Source organism: Paraliomyxa miuraensis (assembly GCF_026337845.1).
Taxonomy (GTDB): domain Bacteria; phylum Myxococcota_A; class Polyangia; order Nannocystales; family Nannocystaceae; genus Paraliomyxa; species Paraliomyxa miuraensis.
The window spans coordinates 117,219-143,702 of the sequence record NZ_JAOVZF010000137.1 but is presented as its reverse complement, the minus strand read 5'-3'; the positions used below and the strand labels follow the sequence as shown (position 1 = coordinate 143,702).

General features: G+C 69.4%; 18 protein-coding genes. 8 read left to right on the top strand and 10 right to left on the bottom strand.

Translation table 11 applies throughout. The features are described from left to right. Positions 1-241 precede the first annotated feature (241 nt). Together OEB96_RS06935 and OEB96_RS06930 are read left to right on the top strand one after the other, a co-directional pair. On the top strand, positions 242-1,594 hold the full coding sequence (locus OEB96_RS06935) for a hypothetical protein (protein ID WP_266214661.1): 1,353 nt from the start codon (positions 242-244) through the stop codon (positions 1,592-1,594). Between the two features lie 9 nt (positions 1,595-1,603). Next, positions 1,604-2,704 (top strand): beta-ketoacyl synthase N-terminal-like domain-containing protein, encoded by a 1,101-nt coding sequence (locus OEB96_RS06930; RefSeq protein WP_266214660.1) that lies wholly within the window; start codon positions 1,604-1,606, stop codon positions 2,702-2,704. Here the strand turns inward: OEB96_RS06930 and OEB96_RS06925 are convergent. Together OEB96_RS06925 and OEB96_RS06920 are read right to left on the bottom strand one after the other, a co-directional pair. Then, entirely contained in the window at positions 2,701-3,270 is a 570-nt protein-coding gene (locus tag OEB96_RS06925; protein ID WP_266214659.1) for an RNA polymerase sigma factor, read from the bottom strand. The two genes, OEB96_RS06930 and OEB96_RS06925, sit on opposite strands and share 4 nt — an antisense overlap. Positions 3,271-3,385: 115 nt before the next feature. Next, entirely contained in the window at positions 3,386-4,471 is a 1,086-nt protein-coding gene (locus tag OEB96_RS06920) for a sigma 54-interacting transcriptional regulator (protein ID WP_266214658.1), read from the bottom strand. 727 nt (positions 4,472-5,198) lie between these two features. Here OEB96_RS06920 and OEB96_RS06915 point away from each other — a divergent pair. Then, on the top strand, positions 5,199-7,271 hold the full coding sequence (locus OEB96_RS06915) for a serine/threonine-protein kinase (RefSeq protein ID WP_266214664.1): 2,073 nt from the start codon (positions 5,199-5,201) through the stop codon (positions 7,269-7,271). A 75-nt stretch (positions 7,272-7,346) separates the two neighbouring features. Beyond that, the gene (locus tag OEB96_RS06910) at positions 7,347-8,678 is read left to right on the top strand and encodes a hypothetical protein (RefSeq protein WP_266214657.1); all 1,332 of its coding nucleotides are present in this window, start codon (positions 7,347-7,349) and stop codon (positions 8,676-8,678) included. 44 nt (positions 8,679-8,722) lie between these two features. Here the strand turns inward: OEB96_RS06910 and OEB96_RS06905 are convergent, their stop codons facing one another. The 5 genes from OEB96_RS06905 to OEB96_RS06885 all read right to left on the bottom strand — a co-directional run bounded on the left by OEB96_RS06905 (position 8,723) and on the right by OEB96_RS06885 (position 17,316). Further along, positions 8,723-10,009 carry an NAD/NADP octopine/nopaline dehydrogenase family protein gene (locus OEB96_RS06905; protein ID WP_266214656.1) on the bottom strand — a complete coding sequence of 429 codons (1,287 nt, stop codon included), beginning with the start codon at positions 10,007-10,009 and terminating at the stop codon, positions 8,723-8,725. Between the two features lie 12 nt (positions 10,010-10,021). Beyond that, positions 10,022-13,642, bottom strand: a complete 3,621-nt coding sequence (locus OEB96_RS06900; RefSeq protein ID WP_266214655.1) for a hypothetical protein — start codon at positions 13,640-13,642, stop codon at positions 10,022-10,024. Continuing rightward, the gene (locus OEB96_RS06895) at positions 13,642-15,369 is read right to left on the bottom strand and encodes an ATP-binding protein (protein ID WP_266214654.1); all 1,728 of its coding nucleotides are present in this window, start codon (positions 15,367-15,369) and stop codon (positions 13,642-13,644) included. The genes OEB96_RS06900 and OEB96_RS06895 overlap by 1 nt, the downstream gene beginning before the upstream one ends. A gap of 97 nt (positions 15,370-15,466) precedes the next feature. Then, positions 15,467-16,579 (bottom strand): sterol desaturase family protein, encoded by a 1,113-nt coding sequence (locus OEB96_RS06890; RefSeq protein WP_266214653.1) that lies wholly within the window; start codon positions 16,577-16,579, stop codon positions 15,467-15,469. A 20-nt stretch (positions 16,580-16,599) separates the two neighbouring features. Then, complete coding sequence (locus tag OEB96_RS06885) at positions 16,600-17,316, bottom strand: hypothetical protein (protein ID WP_266214652.1); 717 nt, start codon at positions 17,314-17,316, stop codon at positions 16,600-16,602. Positions 17,317-17,345: 29 nt separating this feature from the next. On the opposite strand from OEB96_RS06885, the gene OEB96_RS06880 reads away from it, so the two are divergent. From OEB96_RS06880 to OEB96_RS06865, 4 genes are all read left to right on the top strand, one after another. Next, positions 17,346-17,957, top strand: coding sequence for a hypothetical protein (locus tag OEB96_RS06880; protein ID WP_266214651.1), 612 nt, complete (start codon positions 17,346-17,348; stop codon positions 17,955-17,957). 66 nt (positions 17,958-18,023) lie between these two features. Beyond that, positions 18,024-21,038 carry a serine/threonine-protein kinase gene (locus OEB96_RS06875; protein WP_266214650.1) on the top strand — a complete coding sequence of 1,005 codons (3,015 nt, stop codon included), beginning with the start codon at positions 18,024-18,026 and terminating at the stop codon, positions 21,036-21,038. Positions 21,039-21,137: 99 nt separating this feature from the next. Beyond that, entirely contained in the window at positions 21,138-21,725 is a 588-nt protein-coding gene (locus OEB96_RS06870) for a hypothetical protein (RefSeq protein ID WP_266214649.1), read from the top strand. A 295-nt stretch (positions 21,726-22,020) separates the two neighbouring features. Next, on the top strand, positions 22,021-22,554 hold the full coding sequence (locus tag OEB96_RS06865; protein WP_266214648.1) for a hypothetical protein: 534 nt from the start codon (positions 22,021-22,023) through the stop codon (positions 22,552-22,554). A 46-nt stretch (positions 22,555-22,600) separates the two neighbouring features. Here the strand turns inward: OEB96_RS06865 and OEB96_RS06860 are convergent, their stop codons facing one another. The 3 genes from OEB96_RS06860 to OEB96_RS06850 all read right to left on the bottom strand — a co-directional run bounded on the left by OEB96_RS06860 (position 22,601) and on the right by OEB96_RS06850 (position 26,484). Further along, positions 22,601-23,488 (bottom strand): hypothetical protein, encoded by an 888-nt coding sequence (locus OEB96_RS06860; protein WP_266214647.1) that lies wholly within the window; start codon positions 23,486-23,488, stop codon positions 22,601-22,603. Between the two features lie 83 nt (positions 23,489-23,571). Then, on the bottom strand, positions 23,572-25,065 hold the full coding sequence (locus OEB96_RS06855) for a carboxylesterase/lipase family protein (protein WP_266214646.1): 1,494 nt from the start codon (positions 25,063-25,065) through the stop codon (positions 23,572-23,574). Between the two features lie 72 nt (positions 25,066-25,137). Then, positions 25,138-26,484, bottom strand: coding sequence for a formylglycine-generating enzyme family protein (locus OEB96_RS06850; RefSeq protein WP_266214645.1), 1,347 nt, complete (start codon positions 26,482-26,484; stop codon positions 25,138-25,140).

The following is a 26,484-nucleotide window of genomic DNA, read 5'->3' as shown; positions in this document are numbered from 1 at the left end:
GAGCGTGCTACATGATCCAGGTGTCTCGGGGTCCCTGGGCCATGATGGTGAACATGCCTGGGCCATGGTCGCGAACAACGACAAGAGCGGGTCTCGAAAGGTCTCGAAAGACCTCCCATCTTCCACGAGCCGAATCCCCGGAGACGGACGCGATCGGCACGAACGCCCTGGGATCGTTCCCCCTGCGTCGCGTACCTCCCCATTGGCAGCGGCGACCATCCAGACCGAACGCTCCCCTCCCATGCTCGACCACGCCCATACGCCGTCCCATTCGCCCCCCGTCGTTCTGATGGACGTGGCGCGCGAGCACTTCGACGAGGGCGTGTCCATGCTCTCCCGCTGGAACCGGGCCCTCGAGCGCTTCGACTACTCGTACGAGTCCATCGCCCGCGGCCCGGAGCACCGCTTCGTCGCCCATGTCGAAGGCCTGGTGAGAGGCGGCCGGCCCGTGCTGGAAGCGCTCGTCATGCCCGCTCTGCACCCGTACGCTCCCAATGACCTCGTCGACCCCAACGGACCTTGCACGCTCGCCGCCCTCGTCGCTCTCTTGGAAGCGACCCCGGATGCCCCCGACCAGGTGGTGGAGGCAATGCAAGCGCTGACCTCGGAGCAGCGGCGCGCAGTGCTGCGGGCGTTCACGTTGTGGGACGACCCCCGAGCGTCACCATGGCTCGAAGCGATGGTCCGGCGCGCCGACCCCAGCTCGCTCGCAGGCTGGCTCGGCGTGGCCGCCGATCGTTGGATGAACGTGCCCGAGTCCGTACTCGACCGCGCCCTGCAGCAGGACGAACCCGAGCTGGTCGCCACCGCAATGCGGATCCTCGCTCGCACCAAGCATCCCTTCGACCCTTCCGCGATCGAAGCCCGACTGAGCCACCCCCACCACGCCGTGCGTAGCGCCGCCCTCGCGGCCGGCCTCGTACGCGGCAGTCGTGTCGCATGGCCCCTTGCCGTCGAGCAAGCGCTCGACCCGACCACACCGATCGCGGGCGAGCTGGTCGCCATGCTGGGCGCGCCGAGCGAGCAGGCGGAGCTGATCGGCTGGGCCGCGCAGCCCGACGCCCCCGAGCACGCACTCTGGTGCCTGAGTCTCATCGGTCGCATCGAGGCCGCCGACGTCGCCGCAGCGCGCCTGTGTGACCCACGTCCCCGGATCGCCAAGCTCGCTTTCACCGCGCTACGGCTCGTGTGCGGTCCAGCGCTGGACGAGCCACGCTTCGTCGACCGCTTGCCGCTCCCCGAGGGCACGAGCCCACCCGAGGATCCCTGGGCCGACCCGGTCGACGCCCTGCCGCTCCCCGACGTCGACGCGGTCCGCCGCCACTGGCAGCGACATCGCGCGCGGCTCGAGCCCGAGCGGCGTTGCCTCCTGGGTGGGTCCTACACCACGGAGAGGATCGCATACGTGCAGCACGAGTGCCCCGCCGGGTACCGCCACGCGCTGGCGCTCGAGCTCGCAGTGCGGAGTCGAGGCGCATGCCAGATTCCCACCCGCACCTGGACGTGGATCCAAAGGGACGCGATCCAGACCGCGGGGTCCTTCCGATTCGACTTCGACCGCCCCTACCAAAGTCCGTTCTCGACGCTGGATTGAGGCAACGGCGTGAGTACCAACGTCATCTCGATCGTGGGCGCAGGACTGTCGTGCCCCCTCGGCCTACGGCTCGACCAGGCGATCAGCGCAATCGATGCAGGTATCGTCCGCTTCGCCGATGTCCCGGCGGCCTCACCCGGGCCGCGGCCCGATGCGTCGTCGTCGACCACCACCAAGCTGCAGCGGGTGAAGGCCTCGATCCTCGAGGATCCCGACCCGGGCAGGACTCGCACGGAACGAGCGCTGTTCTTCGCTCGCCACGCCCTCGCCGAGGCCGTCACGGGACTTCGACGCCTCTTCACCACCAAGCCCGTCCCGTGCCTTCTGGCGGTGCCCGAGGCCATCGGGCCGTCGACACCCGATCTCGCGGCCATCAAGCGAGCCCTGGCCACCGTCGCCGCCGACGTGGGCGGGCTGCAGCTCTCGCTGCGCTCGACGTGGATGTTCTCGGAAGGGCGGGCCGGGGTCTTCCAGGCGCTCGAGGTCGCGATGCCGCTGCTCGGCGCGGGGTACTGCGATCTCACGGTGGTAGGAGGCCTCGACTCGCTGGTGGCTCCCGACGTGCTGACGGCGCTCGTCGAGCTCGAGCGGGTGCGAAGCGACCGAGCGCACGACGGCATCGTCCCCGGAGAGGGGGCCGCCTTCCTGGTGCTCGCCCACCCGCGCGTGCTCGCGGCCGAGAGCACGCTGGCCACCCTGCACGCAGTCGCGGTGGCCGAGGAGCCACGGCCGGTGCTCGATCCCCGGCCGCGCCAGGCCGAAGGTCTGACCAGCGTCTTCCTTCAACTCAGAGAGCAGCTCGGAACCCGCGTCGACGAGGTGATCTCGGCGCAGACCGGCCAGGGATTCTACGGGCGCCAGCTCGCCCATGCCCATCTACGCAACACCACGCTGATGCCCGACCCCCTCGAGCTGTGCGAGCTCGGGCCCCGCCTGGGGGACGTGGGAGCCGCTGCGGGATCGATCGCCCTGGCCTGCGCGGTAGGTCGCATGCGCCCACCGATCTTCGTCAATCGCGCCCAGCCACCCCGCTCTGCGCTCGCCTACGGCATGTCCGAGCACGGGGCCGTCGGCGGGTGCGTCGTCACCCCTGCCCAGCCCTCTCCCTAGCCTCCTTCCTTCCGAACCCCGATCCCATGCCGCCGGCGAATCTGCTCCTTGACTCGCCGGATGCGGCTGCGCACCGCCCCTTCCGTGACCCCGTGCATGATGGCGATCTCGGCCGCCGTGTACTCCTCGACCTCGTACTCGATGAGCACCTCCATGTACTCCTCTTGGACCCCTTCCAGCAGCTGAGCGAGATGTAGCGATCTCATCCCCTCGTCGGGCGTCGAAGCCGGTGTTCTGTCCTCGTCGAGCTCGACCATGACGGATCGACTCGAATGCCGCCACTCGCGCGTCAGCTTGTGCTTGGCCGTGTTCAGGAGAAAGGGGAGCAATCGCGCGGGGTCCCGCAGCGTGCCCTCGTGCTTGACCTCGAGGAGCCTCATGAAGACCTCCTGCTCGATGTCTTCGTCACCGCCCCCGCCCTTGACCCTACGATGGATCCTCGGCCACACGAGGCGCACGATCTCCTCGATGGCCTCGTCGTCACCGTCCCAGGCCACGTACAGGACCTGGAGCTGCCGAGCGAGCTCGTCGTCGGCCTTGGACGACTTCCGTTTCGATGTACCCATGACGAACTCCATGGGCGAAATCCGTGCCAACCCCACATCGACGCTTGGGCCACGAGGATCACTCGGCATCCCGAACATGCCGTCACTTTCGGGCCATTTCGTGGTTCCAGATCGATCACCGACTTCGATCACAATCGATCCTCCGAAGATCAAGTGATCCGATCGGACCATCGTACATGCTCCCCTCTCCGTACGGCTGACCCTCCTGGGCAGAACACTCGCTCTTCCACTTCTTCAGCCACCGCCGCAGCGTCACGGGGGCCACACCGAGGGCCTGTGCCGCGCGCTCGACGTTCCGCTCGAACCTCTCGTAGGTGACCAGGGCATGGTGCTTCTGGACGTCGGCCGCGGTGGGCCAGGGCGCGGGCTGGTCGGACGCCGCCTCGACCCCCGAGCTGCCCGAGGCCCGCGGTGAGCCGGCGTCGGGCGCCACGAGCTCCATGATGTGCTCCGCGGGGCGCAACGCATCGAGCGAGCCATGGATCATCGCCCGCTGCAGTGCGTTCCGCAGCTCCCGGAAGTTGCCGGGCCAAGCGTGCCTCGAGAGTCGCTCGTGCTCTCCAGCGGCCAGCCGGGCATGGGGCACGCCGAGCTCGGCGAGCAGGCGCCAGACGGCGCTGCGGATGCCGTCTTCTTGCTCGCGCAGCGCCGGCAGATGCACGCGCCCCACATCGAGGCGGTACAGCAGGTCCGCTCGGAAGCGGCCCTCGCGCACGGCACGACGAAGATCGACGTGGGTTGCCGCCAAGATGCGCACATCGACCTTCGTCGACTCGTTGCTGCCAATGCGCCGCACCTTCTGCTCCTCGATGGTGGACAGCAGCTTCGCCTGCGCGGGCAACGGGAGGTCTCCGATCTCGTCGAGCAGCAACGTTCCACCGTTGCACGCCTCGATGAGGCCCGGGCGGTCGGTCGCTCCGGTGAACGCACCGCGACGCGTACCAAACAGCTCGGACTCCGTGACCGATGGAGGCATCGCCGCGCAGTTGACGCACAAGAGCGTTCGCCCTGCGCACCGGCTCAGCATGTGCAGCATGTGCGCCATTCGTGTCTTCCCCGTTCCCGTCTCCCCTGTGATGAGCGCGGGGGCGCTGCTCCGAGCCACCTGGATCACACGCACGGCATCGACGACCGCGGCCGCGACGGCAGCCGGCCCGGCATTCCGACTGATGATGTCGATCGGCAGCTCGTGCCTCGGCATCGTGGGGCATGAGTCGCCAGTGACGAGAATGCCCCAGTATTGGGCATCAGGGGGCGCAATCCAGGGCAGAGCGCCCCACTCCTCGAACACCACGACCGAGACCTCGTCTTCGACTGGCGCACCCGAGTCGCTCCTGGCTTCGATCCAAGACACCTTCGGGTCACGATCGCCGAGGCATGGCTCGAGCGCACGACGGAAGATGCGGCTACCAATCACGTACACCGACACCCCCATGAACCGCGCACACGACCATTCCTTCGATGAGTGGGTCGGAGCGGAACGCCGGGGAGAACGGCGTTCGGCGCCGTCTGGGGTCTGATTCGTCATCGAGGTGCAGCGTGACGGCCGAGTCGATCTTGGCGAGGCCCAATGTGTCCAAGTTGAACGCACCTGGTCGATTTGCCCCGATCAGGAATTTCCTTCGGTGGCTTATCCGTGTCCAGGTTGGACGAGAAATCCACGCAGCCATCGTGCCAGCACATCAGCGCATGTTGCGCATGCTCGACTGCATGCTTCTTTGCGCATCGAATGGAAACCAAGCGCGCATGGCCGAAGTCCTCCAACCACTTGGGGACCCAGTCACGGACGGCTATCGTCCCGATGTTTCGTGGACCGACCAAAGCACCTTCGAGCCTGTCCCGTCGCGGTCGCCGAGCTATTGCAAGAATTCGGCAGACCCACGGGTCGCGCGTCGATCAGCAACTGGCGACGAGGCCGACATACGGTCATGCGTCGAACGTTGCAGCGGAAGTTGGAAGAGCTGAGCTGCGCAAAGAGCGCTGACGCGCTGGAGGACGAAATCTGGGACGATACCGGGCCTGGGAAGCGGTGGCAGATCTGTTGTCATGTCGACAAGAACATCGCTGGCTGTCCGAATGTTCAGATCAGAGAGGACTCGAGCGGAGCTCCACCAACGAGCCAGTCTCGGCGGACCGTAGATCCCCCGCCCCGTGAAGTCCCCGCACCGCCTCTCGATCCCTTGGCCGCCCGACTCGACGCCGCGTACCAGCGCCGTGAGTCGCTGGCCATCGAAGGGGAAGACACCACCTCGATCGACGACGAAATCCTGGACCTGCGACGACGACTACGGCAGGGGCCGGTGCTCAATGCCGGCGAGTTCCTCGGCGAGGGTCGATTCCGACTCATCACCGAGATCGGACATGGCGGCTTCGGAACCGTGTGGAAGGCCTACGACCGGCAGGCGCGCTACTTCGTTGCGGTCAAGGTCCTGCACGGCCAGCACGTACGAGACACGAGCCTCCGCGAGCGCTTCTTCCGCGGCGCACGGAAGATGGCCGAGCTGAGCCATCCAAACATCGTCCGAGTCATCGTTCCCCAGGGCGAGGAGGAAGGCTTCCACTACTACGTCATGGAGTATCTCCCGGGCATGGATCTCCATCGAGCCGTTCTCGAGAAGGAGATCGACGTGGGTCAGTCGCTCGTGATCATCGAGTCGATCGCCAGCGCGCTCGAAGCAGCCCACGCCAAGGGGCTCGTCCATCGCGACGTCAAGCCCCAGAACATCCTCCTTCGAGAGGACCGCAGACCCGCACTCACGGACTTCGATCTGGTACTGGCGAGAGGCACAACCGGAGGCACCAGGACCTCGCCCATGGGCACGGTGATCTACGCAGCACCCGAACAGAACGACGATGCCAGCCGGGTCGATCATCGAGTCGACATCTACAGTCTGGGAATGAGTGCGATATTCTGCATCTACGGCAACAGGCTGCCTCAGCGGTCCATGTTCCAGCGCAGTGCATTCCTCGACGAGCTCGAGTGCAGTGAAGACCTTCGGCTCATACTGAGTCGAGCCGTGGCGATCGACGCCAGCGAGCGCTTCGAGAGCATGACGACCTTTCGCGCGGAGCTCGCCGCGGCAAAACGGCGCTCCGCCGCTCCCCGGAGCGTCTCGCCGCTCCCGCTCCAGCTCCAGCTCCCACTCTACCATCGATGGGCCCAGCGCATCGATGACGAGACGGGCGTCCCGACCTCTGGGGCGATCATGCTGTCGGCACTGGTCACTCTGCTGCACTCGATCCCGCTCTGGATCTGCCATCCACGACAGACCCATGCTGCGCCGAGCCGATGGGAGATCATGCTCTGCGCCACCATCTTCGTGTCTCAGATCAGTCTGTTCCATGCAACGAAGCTCACCGCCGAGACCCTCCACGCCATCGCCGGACGAGCGGCTCGAGATCGGCGATCGACGCCCGACCGCCTCGACTCGATGCTGCGCATGCACGTCTCCGATCGACGACTCGTCACGTCGGGCCTCGTGTTCGCGCTGGTCAACGTGGTGATCGGCCTCGCGCTCGGCGTCGTTCGCCACGAACTCTCGGGAGCCGCGCTCGCCGCGACCCTGGGTGCATCGGTCGTGGGGTTCATCTGCGGAATGGCTCTTGCCGGCCTCTACGGACTCGCGTCCGTCCTGCGCGCGCTCGCTCTCGAGGGTCTCACGGACGCGAGTGCGGAGCATCCCGGACACGAAGGAGGGTTCGACCACATCGGCAGCGCTTGCATGAGCTTCGCCCTTTGCACCTCGATCACGGGCGCCGTGCTCTCCATACTGACGACGGTGGATGCGACAGGACGACCCCATGATGGCATGGCATGGTTTTTGAAGTTCGCATGGATCGTCTGGCCGCTTCTCGTAACGCTGGCCGCCTTCGGCCCCGCATCACGATTCAGCGGGCTACTGCACCGCGCCAATGCGAGCACCGACGCCGAACTCGGACGGAGACTCGAAGGACTCACACTGGAGTTCACCCTGCGGCGAGTGCAGGGCGTGAACGACTAGCGCCAGACGGGCAGCCGCTCGATTCGCGCGTGCCAGGGTGCGCGTGGCCGCGCCTTCGTCTACGATCGTCCCCTCGTGGATCCGCGCGCCCTTGCCTCGCTCTTCGGACTGGTCTCGATCGCTTGCACGCCCGCGAGTCCACCCCACCGTGAAGAGCCTCCGGTCCCCGAGGTCCTCGAGGTGCCCGCGCGCCTCGATGCGGGGACACTGCAGACCACTCCCCGCTGCTCGCCTCGCTACCCGCAAGACCCGATGGCGATCGAGACACCACCCGTCGAGCCCGGCCCACCGCCCGTGCCCACCCGACTGACCGCAGCCGCGGCATGGTCGCGGAGTGTCGACGCGCTCGGTGCCTACGCCCATGGCGTGGCGTTCGATGCCGGGGGCCACGTGATCTGGGCCCACGACACCAAGAACATGCACTTCGCGGTGGAGCGCTTCGATCGCGACGGCCAGCAGCAGTGGCAGCGGATCCTCGAGCCCCGCCAGCTCGAGCCCCAGGCGCTGCATGCCAACCCCGATGGAACGATCGTGGTGGCTGGCACCTCCTTTGCCGACGGCCCGGCGGGCGGACAGCGGATGGTGAAGCTCGAGCCCACGCAGGAGGAGCGCTGGCACCAGCAGACCCCGCGCGTCTCGGTGCACGCGCTCGCCGGACTCCCCGATGGCCACACGCTGATGCTGGGCTCGTCGGGCCGACAGGAGGTGACCCTCGGCGGCCACGTGCTGCGCAACGAGTGGCTGCCCCGCGGTCACTCGATGGACGTCGTGGCGCGGCTCGACGACACGGGCGAGTACGTGTGGAGCACCGCGTACTTCCCCGGCGCGCTGGGCCTGGCGGTCCAGGGCGATGCGTTCTACCTCGCGGGAAACTTCGGCCGCGAGGCGGTCGACTACGGCACGAGCCTCGGCCCCACCGAGGGACCGGGGGTGCTCGCACGGTTCGAGCTCGCCAGCGGCCACGCCACCTGGGCCGTCAGCCTGCCCTCGGGGCTGCGAACGGTGCTCCCGCATGGCGACGACGTCCTCGCGGTGGGCTTCGGCGCGGGCACCCCGGCGGCATGGTTCGACGCCAGCGGCTGCTATCGCGGGAGCGTCTCCCTGGGCGAGGGCATCTCGCGGATCGTGGCCGGCCCCGACGGCTCGCTGGTGGTCTACGGCATGACCCCCACCTGGCCCGAGATCGTCGCCATCGGCGCGATGGAATTCGAGATCCTGCCGTCGCACTGGTTCGTGGCTCGGATCGATCCCGAGCTGAAGCTGAGCTGGCTCCACGAGCTGCGATGCGACGGCCTGCAGGCGGCGGCGGGTCCCCACGGACGGGCGGCCATCAGCTGCTACACCGACGAGCACCGCATCAACGGCAACCTCGTGCGTCGCTATGATCTCTACGTGCTCGGGGAGTGAGTCGACGCGCGGGCTCGGGCTCGACGGTCGTCTCGGCTGGCTCCCTAGCCTTCGAGCGACGCAGCGGTCGCCAGGAACTTCGCCAGGCCCTCGCGATCGTGGATGCCGTAGCGCTGCGGCGCGTTGGTCTCGTGGAGCTCGGGGCCGAAGCCCGAGCCGTCCTCGCCGAGGTACCGCTTGCCCATGTGGGCCTGGTGCTCGAGGACGAGCTGCCGCGCCCGCGGCATCTGGACCCCCACGATCGCACCGAGCCCGAGGACGACGCAGAGACCATGGGGGATGTCGTCGAGCCAGAACCGCGAGCCGAAGTTGGGCCGCAGGCCCTCGCCTCGGGGTCCGGGGACCATGGGGATCATGGCCTGCTCGAGCCGCCGGTTGTGCCGGATGCTCGTCGCAACGCAGAGGTCTCGCGCGACCTCATAGGGCCGCCAGCCCTCGAAGTGTCGCCCCAGCCACCGCCGAAATTGGAGATACATCCACACGCCGGGATCGGCCCCGATGTGCTCGACCAGCGAGATCCCCGTGAGCGGCTCGAGCCGGGCCGCGACGGCGATGATCTCGTTGGCGAGCGCGCACATGTTGGACGCGCCCTCGAGGTCGATGCTGCCGTAGAGCGGCACGGGCTCCGAGAACACCGCCCCCGGCGGGCGATGGCGGAGTACCGGGGAGCTGATCGCGGGGTGCAGCACCTGGTTGCTGATGTTGAGCGTGCAGTTGAGGAAGCTCGGCACCTCGACGACGGGCTTGCCGAACATCCTCCGCAGCAGGGTCTTGGCCTCGGCACGCCGCGGCCCGTGGAGGGCGGCGACGATCTTGGGGAACCGCCCCATCAGCCGCACGGAGCGGCCCGGGTCGACCGCCTTGCACAGGTAGGGAAAGCGCTTGAGCCCAAACCACGTGTGCTGCGGCCGCGCGAGCCCGAGCCGCTCGCACACATCGCGCACGAGCCAGTCGAAGCCTCCCTGAGCGTAGAGCGTGCCCACGATCGTCGGCCGCGACAGCGCGGGGAGTACCCGCTCGAGCACGTCACGGTGGGCGTGTACGGGACAGGTGAGCACGACGATGTCGGCGCCGTCGCAGGCTCGGTCGACCTCCTCCCAGGGGAAGATCGCAGCGATGGTGCCCTCGCGACGCTCCAAGCGGGTGTAAGAGGAGAACGGGAGCGCATCGCTGAGCACGTGGGTCTCCTCGCACGCGATGCGCCGGCTCCACGACGCGGCCCGAGAGCTCACCAGGCGGACTTCGAAGCCGGGATCACGGCCGAGGTCCGCGGCCAACACGTGGTTTCCAGAGCTCCCGGTGCAGAGGACGATGACGGTCTCGTGTCCCATGTCGTCGCCTTGCTACGAGGGCAAGAGCGCCAGCACGCCGTCTCGCACCGCTCGAGCGACCCGCACCTGGAACTGACGCTCGTGCTCGTGCGTGACCGGCTCCTCGAGCGCATTGAGCCGCCCGTAGAGGGTGAGCAGGAGCCAGGCGAGCGCAGAGGGATCATGCAGCGCCTCCTCGGAGACCTTCGCGATCAGAGGATGCATGGGGTTGACCAAGAGCGCCGACACCCCGCCCTCGGCGAAGAATTCGTCCCTCTCGCCGTAGATGAAGTGGATGCCCGTGGGCCCGTGTTCGTCGGGGCGAAGCTGGGCGAGCCAGTGCTCGAGGCTGCGGGCCAGCCGTACGTGATCCTCGATGACGTAGTCGTGATGGGTTCCCGGCAGGCGCACCGCCGAGTCGGCGCTGCGGGCAGGCGCTCGTCGGATGTTGGCCGGAGTGAGGACATCGGTGACGAACGCTCGCAGCGGCGGCGCGGCGTCGGAGGTCAGCTCACCGAGGACCTCGGTCGTGGGCTCGGAGGCCCGGCCCGCGGCCGCGGCACAGAAGCGATGGACCAGACGCCAGCCCGGGGCTCGTCCTCCCACGCGCATGGGGAACAGGGGCAACGAGAGGATCTCGTCGCAGAGCCGTCCGATCGGGTGGGCCGTGATGCGTCCGTCGGGATGTGCGTGCAGGGCCAAGTGGGTCGCGGCATGACCGAGCAGCGCCTCGACGCGCCGCGCCACCCCGGAGGCATCGTGCTCCACGGTCGTCAGGTCGGCGATGATCTGCTGCAGGACCGCCGCGGCCGCGGCATGAACGATTGCCAGTAGCTCGTCGCTCCAGTCGCTGGCCACGCGGAGCAACCCGCCGATCCCGTAGCCACGCGAGAGCTCCACGAGCGCAGCCCGGCGGCCGTCGGCGAGCACGACCGCGAGCCGAGCGTTGGCGGGGTCGAGGGGCACGCCGATGCGACCGCGGAGCCGCGCGTCTTCGATGGTGGTCGATGCGACCCACGCGGTGCTCGCATCACCGGCCGCGCCGATGGGGAATTCGAAGACCGGGACCAGACCCAGCGATCGCCGCAGCTGCAGGAACGACGAGGGGTCGAGGGCGAGCACATGGCTGCGCGACGCAGCCGCGGGTTCCTGGGCGTCCGCGATGGAGCCCAGCGCCTCGATTCCGACGCTTGCGCCGTAGAGCACGCCGTAACCCCGGCGACCCACGCCGTCGACGAGCTCGTGGTAGGAGCGCGGGGCCCCCTCGGCGTCGGCAAACAGGGGGCGCCGGGCGACGCTGGCGTGGAGCTCGACGAGCTCGGGGCTCGGCGAGCGGGTGACGAACCAGCGAAGGTGGCGGATCGCCTGGCGTCGGCACTCCTCCCAGTCGCCCCACGCAGCCGGATCGCTCGGCCGCGGCGGGGCATGGCCTGCCGCACGCTGCAGGAGCTGATGGACCAGGTCGAACGCGCAGGCCGTGCGCTCGGCCGGCGGCCACGGGCTCGGGTCGACGCCCTCCACGAGCAAGGGAAGATCCGGGAAGTGTCGCAGGCCCAGGGCGAAGTCTCGCACCAACACGCCGCGATGCTCCGCGAGGATCTCCCGGCGATCGATCCGAACGTAGGCCCCCTCGCCGAGGAGGTCGACCAGCAAGCGCTCTTCTCCTGCGCCCAGCTCGAGGATCCGCGACGGATCGAGCCCCGTGAGGTCGGCCGCAACGTCGGGAACCGTGCCATACGCGATCCCTCCGCCACGGGCGAGCAGCGCCGGGAGCTCGTCGATCCCGAGGGATCGACCGGTGTGCGTGCGTAGCAAGGGGCGCGACAGCAGCTCGCGCTCGCGCGGAGCGATGCACACGATCTCGATGCAGGGCTCCTCCTGGGCCCCCTCCAGAGCCCCTTCCACGGCGGGCGGCGTTCGCAGCCGTGCGACCGATGTCCGTACGATCGCGGCCAGGGAGAGGCTCGCAGCCGCGGTGCGCGGGGCAATCTCGGAGCGCATCAGCGTGTCGATGGCGCGATCGCCTGCCTCGGCGAGGGCAGGCATGGCATGGGTGACGGCGACCGCGGCCAGCGCCTCGGCGACCAGCGGCGCACCGGGGTCGTCGGTCAGCAGCGCGGTCAGTCCGGCCGGCAGCGCATCGCGAGTCTCCACGACGAGGACGTGACCAGGATGTGCCGAGCCCAGGCGGCCGTGCCAGGCGAGGCGCTCGGCGGTGCGGATCTCCACGCTCAGCGTGTCGGCCTCGGACGCTTGCAAGGGCGTGTAGACGGTCAGCTCGATCGGCGCCGTCCCGAGGAAGTCGGCCAGCTGCACCACCTGCTCGTCGGAGCGGTGGCGACCGAGCACGGCCGTGGCGGCATCGAGCGGCGGGAGAGGGGCGGCCTCGACCGGCGAGATCAACCAAGGACGCGGAGGGGGGCTGGCGGCCGGGCGCGTGTAGAAGGCGGCGTCGGCCGGGGTCGTGAGGTCGGGACGCACCGCCGTCACCTTGCCGCCCGAGAGCGCACGCAGGGCCGCGACGTCGGGATCGTCGATGCAGAGCACCGGCGCCCCGAGGGCCTCGCCGATCGCCTGGGCCCGCTCGCCCTGTGGGGTCGAGAGGCGCGTCTGGCCGGGCACCAGCACCAGGCGGCGGACTCCCGCGAGACGCCGCCGCAGCTCCGCGGGGCTCGCCGGTTCCGTCGTGCCCAAGAAGGTGGCGACCCACGGTGAGGTTCGCTGCCGGCCGTCGGCGAGCATCTCCGCGTAGGGACGCAGGCGCGACCACAGCTGCTCGAGGATCTCGTCCTCGACGATGCCCGAGTGGTCGACGGTCTTTCGCAATCGGTCGTAGCAGATGATCCCGCCCAGCTGCGCCCCTTGCACGAGCTGGACTTCCTTGGCCTGGATCGAGACGCCATGGGTGAGCAAGGTGAGGCTCGGGTTGGGAAACGAAGGCTCGATGCCCAGCGCACCGTAGAGGTCGCCCTCGTCGATCGCCACCACGGCGCGATAGCCGAACAGGCCCGGCGTACGCTGGCTCGAGTAGCCGAACAGCGGCGTGCCGTTGACGATGATCGGGATCGGGGACGCCAGGCAGCGCTCCTCGATCGCATCGAGCTCTCGCAGGCGCCCTCCGAGGCGCAGCGCACTCCACGGGCCCAGGGCGGCGCGGCGGTTCATGCCCTCGATGTGCACGTAGGTGCCGCTGAGCGCCTTCTCGGGGCGGCCGACGTCGATCGTCTGTGCCCCGTGGTGCATCACCATGCGGGTGGTGCCCGCGTGGGTGCCGTTGCCCGACTCCACCGTGACCCGCGAGGGCCGGAACAGCAACGCGGCGTTGATCCCCAGCGCGAGCTCCCGGACGTGCCCGATGTCGGTGCGATCCTTGGATGCGAACAGGAAGTCGAACAGCTGACCGAGCTCGTGCTCGTGCAGCCCGCCACCGATGTACGACATCGTGCAGTGATCGTCGTGGAGCGCCAGTGCGATGTTGGCGGCTCCATTGGCGATGGCGGCCTGGATCAGCTCCAGCACGTAGAAGTGCGGATCGGCGAGCGCGAAGCGCCGCATCTTCTCGATCGCGCGGGTGCGCGCCACCGTGAACCGCTTGCGCTCCTGGAACTGCCCCGGACGGCGCGCTCGGGCGATGACCTGATCGATCGACGCCATCAGTGGTCTCCTCGGGCCGCGGCGGCCAGCATGGGATCGCACTCGAGCGACTTGGTCCGATCCTCGGCGAGCACCAGCGCCTTGGCCAGGCAATAGGCCGCGAGGGCCGGATCGACGCGGTGGAGATCGAGCATGGCCACGAAGTGTGGATGCCGGCGGTTGACCAGCGCGCGCGGGCGCTCGAGGAACCCTCGCCGGTAGCTCCCCCGCGGAGGTCGCTGCATGAGCTCCTCGATGCGGCGGCCGAGCACGAACAACGGAGGATCCTGGTCCTCGCCCTCGACCGTACCGATGACCAGCTCCTGGTAGCCCAGGTCGGCGTCGCGCAGCGCCCGGTGAGCCTGCTCCACGAGCCTTTCGTGATCCCGCAGCGGCGGTGCATCGAGGCCGACCCTGACGAACACCGCCTGGGGATGCACGACCCGATCGCGTGCGAGCTCGACCGGATCCTGCCCGAGCCGGCGTCCGACCTTGCCGACCAGGCTGTGGGTGCGGCGGGCCGCCAGGAATCGAACCAGCAGGCGGGTCACCGGGTCCGAGGTTCCGTCGTCGAGGGTGCTGCGACGATCACCGAGCAGCACGGGCACGTCGCCGTGCTGCAGGCGCTCGGTGAGGGACGAGGGCGAGGCGGCGACGAAGATCCGGCCGTCTCGCTCGAGCGCCTCGACGACGCCGCCCAGCGAGATCACGCGATCGTGGACCGTGCGCAGGATCGGTCGCTCGAGCAGCTCGTCGGCAAGCAGCAGCTCGTCGGGCTCGACCGCGAGGAACGCCAGCAGGCGGCGGTGGTGGCTCGCCGCGGCCAGCGTCCAGGGATCCGCCGCCGCAGCAACGACCAGCGCGTCCACCAATGCGCCGTGGAGGGGACCATCGGCCGCCTCGCGCAGCAGGGCCATCGCCTTCTCGAAATTCTCGTCGCGCATCACCGTCTCGCGGCTGAGGGTGTGCTCGAGCCAGCGCGACTTGATCTTGAATCCGATGTGGGGGTACCGCGACGCGTGGGCTCCCATCACGTCGTTGCCCACCGTCGAGACCGCCAGGGCGAGGCCCTTGTTGTAGAACCCGTAGACCGGCTGCTCCTGGAAGGCCAGGGCGATCTCGGTCTCGGGGTACTGCACGGTCCGGGCGCAGAGGCCAGAAGCCACGAAGGGCTCGTTGATCACGCGGCTCTCGGAATCGGGAGCGGAGCGATCCTCGAAGGAGATCTCGGTGTCCGAGCAGGCGCACCAGCGTCGCAGCGTGGCCTCGGCTCCGGCCACGAGCTCGCGATACTCGGCGCCGTCGCCCTCGACGAACAGCGTGATCTGGGTGCCCTCGATCGGATCGTCGATGCGCGTCTTGGTGAAGGAGCGGTCCTCGTGGAAGAACACCTCCCAGTACTCACCGCTGCGCCCCGTGTGCAGCAGCACGCCCTTGGGCTTCATGGCGAACACGGAGACGAAGCCGATCCCGAACTTGCCGATCTTGGTGAGGTCGTTCTCCTTGGACGACGCGAACAGGCGGGTGAGCTCGTTGTCGATGATCGACTCGGTCATCCCGTCACCGAAGTCGTCGACGTGGATCTCGATGACGCCGTCGTCCTCGGTGCCCACGCGCTGCATCCACACGTCGACGGCGGAGCTGCCGGCGTCGATGCTGTTTTGGACCAGCTCGCGCAGGAAGTCGAGGCGACGCGAGAACTGGGTGACGAGGTTCTCGACCGCTTCCAGGCTGAGGCGCTCGTCCATGGGAGACATCCAAGCGCGATCTCGGAGGTCGTGCAAGATGGGCCGGCGGGGGTCGTGCCCTCGCGTTGCCGCGAGCCACCACGCACGCGATGGCTCGTCACGGCCACAGCACCAACGCGGCGACGGCCGAGAGCACGAGCCTCGAGACCTCGAGCGGCCACGCCCAGCGCTTGCGCTCCATCAAGCCTCCGGCCGCGAGCGTTGCCGCCACCAACAGCGTGACGGCCACGAGCAACTGAGCGCCGCTCCAGTCGCGGTATCCGAACAGCACGAGCACCGTACCCAATGCGGTCGTCACCAGCTGCAGCCCCACGTATGCCTTCATCGGCCACGAGACCGGAGGGTCGTACTTCTCCCGTGCCACGCTCGGCTCGGGCGTCGCCGCCGGCGGAGCCCCGGCCGGGACCCACGCGGGCGGAGCAAGGGGCGCCCACAGCCGATCGCGCCAGCTCGTGGCCGCACGCATGCGAGCGCCGATCTCCACCCAGTGGTGGACGTTGGCCCACACCGGATTGAGGCTGCGCAGGGGCTTGGTGATGCCGTAGATCGGCACCTCGTGCTCGGGGGCAAAGCTCCCGAACAGGCGGTCCCACACGATGAAGATGCCCCCGTAGTTGCGGTCGAGGTAGCCGGGATTGATGGCGTGATGGACCCGGTGGTGCGAGGGCGTGTTGAGCACGTGCTCGAGCGGCCCGAGCTTCCCGATGAGCTCGGTGTGGATCCAGAACTGATAGAGGGTCACGATCCCGTTGGCGATGGCGTAGGGCACCGGCGGCACCCCGAGCACGGCCAGCGGGAGGTAGAACGGCAGGATCGTGATTCCCGTGAACCACGCCTGCCGCAGCGCCACGGCGAGGTTGTAGTCCTCGCTCTGGTGGTGGACGACATGGGCCGCCCACAGCACGTTGACCTCGTGGCTGAGGCGGTGCCACCAGTAGTAGATGAAGTCGAGCGCGACGATCGCGAACACCAGCGTCCACCCCGAGTCCTCGGGCAGCGTCAAGAGGCGCAGGTGTTCGAACACCCAGGCGTAGACGAGCAGCTTGGCGGCGACGAACAGGAGCCCCACCACCTGGCTGCTGATGCCGCAGCCGAGATCGGTGATCGCGTCGTTGAACCGCGTCACCCGCCGACCCCGACGGCGCGCCACCCATAGCTCGACCCCGATCAGGATGAAGAACGCGGGGATGGAGGAGGCGATGAGGTTCATGGGCGCACCACCTCGTGCCCTCACGGGATCGCGTACTCGGCGAGTTCCTCGGTGGCTCCCGTGACGAGCGACTCGTGCTTGACCTTGCCCACGCCGCGGGCAAACCAGTAGCGCTTGAGGTCACCATTGTCGATGCGCGCGCGCAGGAGCTGCACGCAGTCGAACGTACCCGCCGGCACGGTCACCTCGGTCGAGCTCGACTCGATGGTGAAGACCATGTCGCGCGGAGCCTGGCCGACGAGGACCCCCGCCGCATCGTACTCGGTGCGCTCGTAGCTCCACATCGACACGTCTCCCTCCTGCCAGGCCTCGTCGAAGCGCAGAAAGCCCGGGTCGTAGTCGGCCGATCCCGTCGGCACCCCGCCCAGGCTCACGTCCTTGTGGACGCGGAGCGTCATCGTGCCGTCGCGAACGAGCACGGCCAGCGTGCTCTCGTCGTCGGTGTCCTCGTTGTCCTCGATCTCGAAGGCAGCGGTGCCCTGGTAGTCGAGCTCCCGCATCTGCACGATCTCGTCCCAGACCACTCCCCCCACGTCCGTGTGTCGGTAGGTCCAGGTCGCGCCGTCCACCAGCGGGTAGTAGTCGCCGTCCGGCGGCGGAGGGCCGGACTCGTCGCTCGGATCCTGGTCCGAGTCGCTGGTCGTCGACCCCATGGGGTCGGACTGATTGCAGGCCAGCGGCCCGCAGCACAGCGTACCCGCCATCACGAGCATCGAGGGAAAGGAGCCGTCGCGCATGATCGAGTCTTCATCGTATCATCGAGGCGATGCCAAAGAAGCGCTTCCCCCTCGGCCCCAGCTCCACCGTCGACCTCGAGTGGCGCGGAATGTGGAAGGACTTCACGGTCCGCGTCGACGGCCGCGAGCTCGGCCGCATGCAGGGACAAAAGGAGGTCGCGCGGGGCGGCTCGTGGCAGCTCGAGGACGGCTCGACCCTACAGGTGAAGCTCGAGACCGGCTTCGGGGGTGGTGGGCTCAACGTGCTGCGCAACGGCGTCCCCTTGCCCGGCTCGGCCGCCGATCCCAAGACGGCCATGAAGTCGGCGGCCGGCATCGTGTTCTTCATCGCGGGGCTCAACCTGGTGCTCGGGCTCGTCGCCGAGCTCGGTCGGGTCGAGTTCCTGCTCGCGCTGGGGCTGGGCTGGATTGCGGTCGCGGTCGGCGTGGTGTTCGGCGCGCTCGGCTTTGCGACGCTGCGCGGCTCGGTGGTCGCGCTGTGGATCGCCATCGTGCTGTTCGCCATCGACGGGCTGCTCGGCGTGTTCGCAGCAATGGAGGCCGGCGGCACGCCCCCCATGGGTGGCATCGTGTTCCGCGTGTTCATCATCGTTGCGATGGTCAAGGCCGCGATCTCGGCGAAGGCGAGTTCGAGCGCGTAGCACGGGGCTGGTGCTCGCGGGGCTCGGCTTGGCCCGACGCACTCGAACCGGCACCATGGAGGGGTCGTGACCACCTCGTCCACGTCGCTCACGTCGTCCGAGGCGGTCACGACCATCGACGGCCCCACGGAGCGCGCCAGGCCGCCCCGACCCGCGCTGGAGACCCCCGCCGTGGGTACCGAGCTCGGCCGCTACGTCGTGCTCGACACCCTCGGCTCGGGCGGCATGGGGGTGGTGCTGCGCGCCTACGATCCCCGGCTGCAGCGGGAGGTGGCCCTCAAGCACCTGCGCTCGGACGTGCTCGACGACGGCGCGGCCGAGCGGATGGTGCGCGAGGCTCAGGCCATGGCCCAGCTCGCACACCCCAACGTCGTGGCGGTGTACGACGTGGAGCGGCACGAGTCGACCGTGCTGCTGGCCATGGAGCTGGTGCAGGGCACCACCCTGGGCAAGTGGCTGCGCAAGGAAGCGCTCGGGTGGCCCCGAGTCCTCGAGGTCTTCGTCCAGGCCGGCCGAGGCCTCGCCGCGGCACACGCGGCAGGGTTGATGCATCGCGACTTCAAGCCCGACAACGTGCTGGTCGGCACCGACGCTCGCGTGCGGGTGACCGACTTCGGCCTGGCCCGACCGATGGGCGAGCACGTCGGCGCCGACGAGGGCTCGGGCGTGCGGGCGTCGATCTCCGGCAGTCACGGCAGCCTGCGCGCCACCGTGACCGCGGCCGGCACGGTGATGGGCACGCCGGCCTACATGGCGCCCGAGCAGCAAATGGGCGAGGAGGCCGATGCCAAGGCCGACCAGTATGCGTTCTGTGTCTCGCTGTGGGAAGCGCTGACGGGCAAGCGCCCGTTCGTCGGCGACTATCGCCAGCTCGCCGTCGCCAAGACCCGCGGGCCTCCCCAGTGGCCGTCGGGCTCGGCCGTTCCGCGCAAGATCACCGAGGCGATCCTTCGCGGTCTCGCCCCCGCGCCGAGCGAGCGCTGGCCCTCGATGGACGCCCTGCTCGAGCGCCTCGATCTCGACCCCGCGCGCAGCCGACTGCGGTGGATCACCGCGGGCGCGATCGGAGTGGCCGTGCTCGCGACGACGGGCGCGATCGCGGGCTGGTGGACCCGCAGCCCCGCGGTGTGCACGGGCGCCCGTGATCACCTGGTGGGTGTGTGGGACGATGCCCGGCGCGAGCAGGTGAGCACGGGGCTGCGCTCCACCGGGGTGGAGTACGCCGAGACCACGCTCGCCGAGCTCTTGCCGCGCCTGGACGCCTACGCCGACGAGTGGGCCGGCATGCACACGACGGCCTGCGAGGCCACCTCGGTGCGCGGCGAGCAATCGGCGGCGGTGCTCGATCTTCGCATGGGCTGCCTGCGACAGCGCCTGCAATCGCTCGCTGCCACGGCGGAGGTGCTCGCCGGGGCCGACGCGGTCGTGGTGGAGAACGCGATCTCGCTGACGGCGGGGCTCCCCTCGCTGGCCGGCTGTGCCGACGTGGACGCGCTCCAGACGGGGGTGGCTCCGCCCGAAGCCGCGCTGGCGCCGGCCGTCGAGCAAGCGCGCGGCGAGCTGGCACGCGCCCGCGTGATCGGGAGCGTGGGGCAGCATGCCGCGTCGATCGAGCAGCTCGACGCGCTCTCCGAGCAAGCGCTCGCCTACGAGCCGCTGCGGGCCGAGGTGGAGGTGTGGCGGGGGCACATGCTGCTCGACCTGCGGCGCTACGAGGAGGCCGAGCGGGTGCTCGAGGACGCCAGCTTCGCGGCCCTGCGCACCAATCACCGGGAGTACGCGATCGAAGCCCTCTCGGCGCTGGGCTTCTCGTTGGGCGCCCGCCGCATGCAAGAAGCCGAGGGGCTGCGGCTCACCCGAACCGCGCTGGCCATGGTGGAGCCGCTGGGCATTCCGAAGCTCCATACGCTGGTCCTCAACGATCTCGCGGGCGTACTCCAGACCCATGCCCACCACGACGAGGCGATCGAGGTCTTTGGCCGGGCGCTCGCGCTTCAGCTCGAGCAGTTCGGCGAGCAGAGCCCGTTCGTGACCACCACCATGACCAACCTGGCCCACTCGATGGAGAGCCGCGGAGACCTCGAGGCTTCGTTCGAGATGCTCGAGCGCACCCTCGAGCTCGAGCGCCGGCTCCACGGACCGGAGCACCCCCGGGTGGCCACCGTGCTGAGCACCCTGGGCAACCGGCTGCACCAGCGGGGCGACTACGCGCGCTCGGCCGAGTTCTTCGAGCAAGCGCTGGCCATGCGCCGCGCCCTGCTCGGACCCGAGCACCCCGACACCGCGCACACGCTCTCGGGCCTGGGCCTGGCGCTCTCGGGCCTGGGCCGCAACGCCGAGGCCGAGCAGCGCATTCGCGAGTCCTTCGAGATCCTCGAGCGCGAGGTCGGCATCGAGAACCTCGAGGTCGTCGACACCCTCAACAACCTCGCCATCGTGGTCGACGCCCAGGGGCGCTTCGAGGAGGCGCTCGAGCTCTATCGGCGCGTTCACTCCGCCGTCGAGGCCAAGCTCGGACCGGACCACCCCCGCACCGCGCAAGCGCTGAACAACGTGGCCAGCGAGCTGGTGACCCTGCATCGCTTCGAGCAAGCCCTGCCCATGCTCGAGCGCGCGGTCGCGGTGCTGCGCAAGGTGCTGGGACCCGAGCACCCTCACGTGGGAGTCTTCGAGCTCAACGTGGCCGACTCCCTGCTGGGGCTGGGCCGACCGGCGGAGGCCGAGGCTCGCTACCGGGTGGCCTTGCCGATCATGGAGGCCGGGTTCGGCCCCGATCACATCTATGTGTCCTATGTGGTGGTGGGCCTCGGGCGGGCCCTGCATGCGCAGGGCGCGGTGGCCGACGCACGCGAGCAGCTCGAGCGCGGGGTCGCCTTGCAGGCCGGCGGAGGCGTGCCCGATGACGATCGCGCCGAGGCGCTGTTCGCCCTGGCCAAGGCGCTCGACGACGACGAGCGTACGCGGGCCCGTACGCTGGCCCAGCAGGCGCGCGAGCGCTTCGTCGAGGCCGGCATCGGGCGCCGCCGCGAGCTGGCCGAGGTCGAGGACTGGCTGGCGTCGCACCCCGCTCCCAAGCCGTGATCGGGGTCGACTCCGCCATGTCGATGAGGGAACCTCGGCCATGCCGAGATGTCGGGCTGCCGCATGAGAGGCCTTGGCGCGTGGCTGGGAGGAATCGCGATGGTCGTGGGGTGCTCGCGAGGCGAGCCGACTCCCACGCCCGAGCCCGCCGTCGAGTCTGCCTCGGCCCCCGTCGAGGCTGGCCCCGAGGCCAAGGGGCTCCCGCCACCGCGGCTCGGGAACGGCGAGGCGCCCTCGAGCGGGACCACGGGCGAGACCGACCCCGCCCCGAATGCCGGCGCCACCGACCCGGACACCACCACGAGCGACCCCACGGGCTCGCCCACCGAGCCGGCCCCTGCGCAGCCCGGGGCCGACGGCAAGACCTTCACCGTCGATGCCGTCTTGGTCGACTCGGGCCAGCGCACGTCCCACTGCGGGGTCATCCACGCCGTAGGGGTCATGAAGCTCGAGGTCGTGAAGGTGCTCGACGGTCGCTACGATGGCGACACCCTCTACGTGTACGTGAGCTGCCCCGAGATGTGGTTGATGGGCGACCCCCGTCGCTTCGAGGTGGGCGCCGTGTATCGCTGGACCCTCGACACGCGGATCGAGCAACGAACGGCGGGGACCAAATTCGACGCATTCCGCGAGGTGAAGGCGCCGCGCTACCGGCTGAAGGAGATCATGCGGCCGCTCCCCCCATGACGCCGCTCTCGCCTTTCACGATCCTTGCCTTGGATTCGGCAACCGGGGATGGCTCGCGCCGTCTCCCAAACCGGGAACCTCCCGTCGTGCGTGCAGTCGGAGACGGTCGACCCTCCGCCGTCCAACCTGGAGCAAGAGCCTGATGTTCACCCAGCAAGTCGACTCCCTCCCCCGTTTCTGGGGACTTCGTGCCGCCCTGGCGGGCACCCTGGCTTGCGGTCTTGGCGCGCTCCTCGGCACGTCTCGCTACCTCGCCCTGCCTGGCGCGATGCGTCTTTCGTGGAGCTGGGACCACATGCCGCTGGCCATCGCGCTGTTCGTGCTCGTGGGTGGGGTCTCGGTAGGCGTGTGCGTGGGTGGGGCCACCTTGCTGATGCAGCGTCGTGACCCGCTGCGCTTGATGGGGGCCGGAGCACTCGGTGGAATCCTGGCTGGCGTCGCCCCCGGCGTCCTCGGCGTCGCGGGCTTTGGCTCGCTCGATGCCCCGTACGCCGGCACGGCCAACATCCTCGGCTCGTGCCTCGTGGGCGCGATCGCGTTCGTGGCCCTGTGGTCACCCCAGCTGTTCCCGCGCCGAAGCGAGCGATCGCTGCTGCGCCAGCTGGGGACCGCCACGGTGGCCTCGGTGATCTCGCTGGGCGCGTTCGGCATGATGGGATGGACCCTGATGCGCATGCTGAACGTGGTCCCCACCCTCCATGGCATGACCGCGCTCGCGCGAGCGATGGGGCTCGTGCCGTTCGCCGTCGTGTGCGGGGTGGTGCTGACGGCCGTCGGGGGCGCGGCCATCGGGGCCGCCTGTGGATTGGTCGGACGCATGAGCCGCTAGGAGCCGGGCCGCGGTCGAGGCACCGGCTCACCTGGTGCGACGCCGACTACGGGCACAGGCACGGCGGTGCGTCGATCAGCTCGCGACCGGTCTCGGTCCCCATGTACATCCAGGACGTGGTCGAGTTGGCATCCATCTGGATCACCGTCTGCTCCATCGTGAAGCTCGACAGATCGCCGCTGAACACGAAGTCGGAGACCGGCTGATCGCTGACCTCGTCGACTGGCACGGGCTTGCCATTGGGCAGCCCGCCTGCCCCGCACAGGGCTCCCTCGCACAGGATCTGTCCCATGGAGTGGTGACCGACGATCGCGGAGGGCATCCAGGCCACCGTGTCCCCGGCCAGCATTCCGGTGGTCACCCCGCACTCCTCGGGCCCGGCGTCGGTCTCGAGGTCGGTGCTGACGGTGGTCACGCCCGAGTTGACCACGAAGTGCAGGCTCGCCTGATAGGCGGCCATCGCCGCCATTCCGCCGGGCTCTCCACCCATGTCCTGGAAGCGCAGCACGAACGTCCCAGGGCCCACCGTATCGTCGGCATCGTAGGGCATGGTCAGCACGTTGACCTGGTCGCCGGCCATGAAGGGGGTGCCGGAGATCTCGAACTCGCTGCCCTCGAGGTCGTAGGTGATCTCCCAGACCTGGCACGCCCCCGCCGTGTCGGTGGTGTCGTCGGTGGTGTTGGTGTCGCTGGTGCTGGGATCGGGGCCCGTGTCCGCGGTGGTGTCCACGCTGGTGGTCGGCATCACCGTCCCGGCCGTGGTGGGACCCTCGGTCGTCGGACCGGACTCGTCGAGGGTGGTGTTGGTCGTGGTGCCAGGATTGCCCGTGTCCGACGAGTCCGTCGGGTCCGCGGGGGCATCGTCCGCGGGGCAGCCGGCGAGCGCAGTGAGGGAGAAGCCAAGGAGGAAGGAGACCAACAGCCGATCGTGCATGGGGCGCATGATGCTCCCGAGACCGGCGCCGATGGTGTGATCTGGATCAACCCTACGAGCGAAACCGCTCATGCCCCGAGGTCCTACCGCACTCCGTACCAGAGGGTGCGTTCGGCCTTGCGCGGGTCGTCCACCGCCTCGGATGCGAGGCCGAGCCGCATGGTCGTCCGCCGCGGGAGCTCGTACCGCGGCCACCCCGGGTCGCCGTGCACCGCGAAGCGCACCCAGGCCGCGTGCATGGCATCGGCCAGCGCCTGGGGAGGATGGGGACCGAGCAGCGGCTCGGTGCCCTGCCCGAGCGTGTCGAACACGAAGGGGATCTCCAGCCCGTGGCACGCACCCAGGCGCCCGCCGAGCTGCGGCGAGGGCCACGTGAACTCGTACATGAACGTGGCCCCGGGGTGCGGCGCGTGGGCCTCGGCCAGACGTAGGGCGGGAAGCCGCCAAAACCAGTCGGTCTGCACGATCGCGAGCAGATCGCCGGGGCTGGCCCGAGGATGGGCGGCGCGGTACGCCGCCAGCGTCGGCTCCGGCGACAGCCCGTAGGCCGCGATGACGTCGGCCACCGCCTCGATGGTGACCTGATCGATCGCACCGCTGGTCACCAGGAACAGGCGATGCTCGTCGACGTTGGTGCCCAGGAGGAGCTCGACGTCGGCGCTCGCCCCGGCCGCAATGCGCTCGAGCGGGGCAGCGGGTACGAGGTCGCCATCGATCACCGGCTGCCATGCCATCCCAGTGAGCGCAACCTCCGGCCCCCAGCGCTGCGGATCGGGCCAAGCCGCCAGCTCGGCCTCGAGCTGCACCTGGGTCTCGAGCAGGCGATCGATGGGCACGGCCGCCACCGCCTCGCGGGTGGCCGGCACGCCCAGGAGCTCGGCGAACCTCGTCGCCACCCGCTGCGCGGTTGCGGGTGAGATCACGTGGTGGGCCGCGCCGCTCTGCGCGATCGCCCGCGAGAACAGGCCCCGGGCGCGCGGCGAGGCCAACAGCGTGGCCACGCTCATCGCTCCTGCGGACTCGCCGAAGATGGTGACCTGGTCGGGATCGCCACCAAAGGCGGCGATCTCGTCTCGTACCCACCGGAGCGCGGCGAGCTGATCGAGCAGCCCGCGGTTCGCGTGACCCTCTCGCAAGGAGAGGAAGCCGTCCGCACCGACGCGATAGTTGATCGTCACGCACACGACACCATCGCGAGCAAAGCGGCTGCCGTCGTACCAGGGCGAGGCGCCCGTGGCGTGATGGGCGAACGCACCGCCCGGAATCCACACCATCACCGGTCGGGCCGCCCCGCCGCCGAGCTGCGGAGTCCACACGTTGAGACTCAGGCAATCCTCGCCTCCCATCGTGAGCTCGGGCAGCAACCGCGCCATCGCTGGCGGGTAGACGGGCTGTGGTGACTTCGGGCCGAACGCGATGGCGTCGCGAACTCCGCTCCAGGGGGCGACCGGCTGCGGCGGCCGAAGCCTCGCCGCGCCGAACGGCGGTGCCGCATAGGGGATGCCCAAGAAGGCGCTCACACCGTCGACGAGGCGACCGCGCAAGGCACCGGGTCTGGTCCATACGATGGGGTCCACATCAGCCGATCTAGGGTTCCCCGGCAGACTCGCATGGCGTCGGTGATCACGCCGTCCTTGCCAGGCCGCGAGTCAGCGGGCGGCGGGCTCATCCTTCGACGCATCGTCCTTCGAAGCGCTGGCCCTCGGAGCGTCGGCCTTCGGGTCATCGGCGCAGCGAAACCCCACGTAGTGATAGCTGTTGTGGGGACTGTCGCGCTGGCGATTGGAGGTGAGGATTCGGTTGTTGCCCGAGAACCAGGATCCGCCTCGAATGATGCGAGTGCGACCCGAGGGGGCGGTGCTGGTCCACTCCTCCACGTTGCCGCCCATGTCCTTGACCCCCTCGGGCGTGGAATCTCGCGAGGCCGCCCCCACCGGCCGCATGCCGCCGCAGTCCTTCTTCACCGTCATGTCGCAGCTCGGCTGCGGTTGGTTGCCCCAGGGGTAGCGATGAGCCTTGGTGCGCCCCCTCGCGGCCCACTCCCACTCCCACTCCGTGGGCAAGCGCTTGCCCACGAACTGGCAGTAGTCCTTGGCCTGAAACCACTCGACGCAATTGATCGGATGCGCATCGCGGTTCGCCCGCTGGGCGAGGTGACAGTTGGTGTCGAGGGCACCATCACCGGGCTTGCTCGTGGTCTTGATGCGCTTGCCTCCGCCCAGCGTGCAGCCAGGCTTGCCCCGCTTGCCGACGTCGACGCAGCGCCGGTAGTCGGCCACGCGAACCTCGGTCACGTCGAGGCAGAAGGGCTTGACCGAGTGCTTGTTGCCCTGGGCACTGAACCTGCCCCCCTCGATGAGGACCATGCCGCCGGGGCAGCGATCACTGCCCGAGTCCGAGGGGGACACGGAGGAGACGACCGAGCCATCATCGCCGCTCTGCGTCACCACGCCGCCGGTGGCGGAGTCGTCGGGCGGGATCGCATCGTACGAGTCCGTCGAGGTGGCACCCGAGCTCGAGGTCTCGTCGGGGTGGGCTCCCATGTCGCCCGCGCCAGTCGTGTCGCTCGGATCGCCCGAGCCGCTGGAGTCATCGAGGCCGTGCTCGGAGCCCAGATCGAGGTGCAACGTGCCGAGCGCCTCGGAGTCGTTGGCGTCGGCCACACTGGCCGGCATCGGCAGCCAACGCGACGCGAGGGTCATGATCACGACCATCCCCACCGCCAGCTCGATGCTGGCGAGCGCGCCCCGGCTCATGGCGCCCGGCCTGGTGACGCGCTGGCTTCCGGGCCACAGCCCCGCCCCACGCACCGCGACGAAGGCCAGCACGGGCACGAACGACGCCACCCACAGCGCCGAGGGGTGACCCGCGCCGAGGACGACCACCCCCCCGGTGAGCAGGCCCGCCGCCCAGGATGCGGCCGGCGGCAGGGCGTCGATGCGCGCGAGCATGCGATCGAGCGACCGCTGCCGTCGCCGTGGGGTCGACGAGGGCAT

What these genes read in the sequence shown, in the direction of transcription:
- OEB96_RS06935 (WP_266214661.1), top strand. Translation starts at nt 242, where the DNA reads ATGCTCGACCACGCCCATACGCCGTCCCATTCGCCCCCCGTCGTTCTG.
- OEB96_RS06925 (WP_266214659.1), bottom strand. Translation starts at nt 3,270, where the DNA reads ATGGGTACATCGAAACGGAAGTCGTCCAAGGCCGACGACGAGCTCGCT.
- OEB96_RS06920 (WP_266214658.1), bottom strand. Translation starts at nt 4,471, where the DNA reads ATGCCGAGGCACGAGCTGCCGATCGACATCATCAGTCGGAATGCCGGG.
- OEB96_RS06915 (WP_266214664.1), top strand. Translation starts at nt 5,199, where the DNA reads ATGCGTCGAACGTTGCAGCGGAAGTTGGAAGAGCTGAGCTGCGCAAAG.
- OEB96_RS06905 (WP_266214656.1), bottom strand. Translation starts at nt 10,009, where the DNA reads ATGGGACACGAGACCGTCATCGTCCTCTGCACCGGGAGCTCTGGAAAC.
- OEB96_RS06900 (WP_266214655.1), bottom strand. Translation starts at nt 13,642, where the DNA reads ATGGCGTCGATCGATCAGGTCATCGCCCGAGCGCGCCGTCCGGGGCAG.
- OEB96_RS06895 (WP_266214654.1), bottom strand. Translation starts at nt 15,369, where the DNA reads ATGGACGAGCGCCTCAGCCTGGAAGCGGTCGAGAACCTCGTCACCCAG.
- OEB96_RS06890 (WP_266214653.1), bottom strand. Translation starts at nt 16,579, where the DNA reads ATGAACCTCATCGCCTCCTCCATCCCCGCGTTCTTCATCCTGATCGGG.
- OEB96_RS06885 (WP_266214652.1), bottom strand. Translation starts at nt 17,316, where the DNA reads ATGCGCGACGGCTCCTTTCCCTCGATGCTCGTGATGGCGGGTACGCTG.
- OEB96_RS06880 (WP_266214651.1), top strand. Translation starts at nt 17,346, where the DNA reads ATGCCAAAGAAGCGCTTCCCCCTCGGCCCCAGCTCCACCGTCGACCTC.
- OEB96_RS06870 (WP_266214649.1), top strand. Translation starts at nt 21,138, where the DNA reads ATGGTCGTGGGGTGCTCGCGAGGCGAGCCGACTCCCACGCCCGAGCCC.
- OEB96_RS06865 (WP_266214648.1), top strand. Translation starts at nt 22,021, where the DNA reads ATGCCGCTGGCCATCGCGCTGTTCGTGCTCGTGGGTGGGGTCTCGGTA.
- OEB96_RS06860 (WP_266214647.1), bottom strand. Translation starts at nt 23,488, where the DNA reads ATGCACGATCGGCTGTTGGTCTCCTTCCTCCTTGGCTTCTCCCTCACT.
- OEB96_RS06850 (WP_266214645.1), bottom strand. Translation starts at nt 26,484, where the DNA reads ATGCCCTCGTCGACCCCACGGCGACGGCAGCGGTCGCTCGATCGCATG.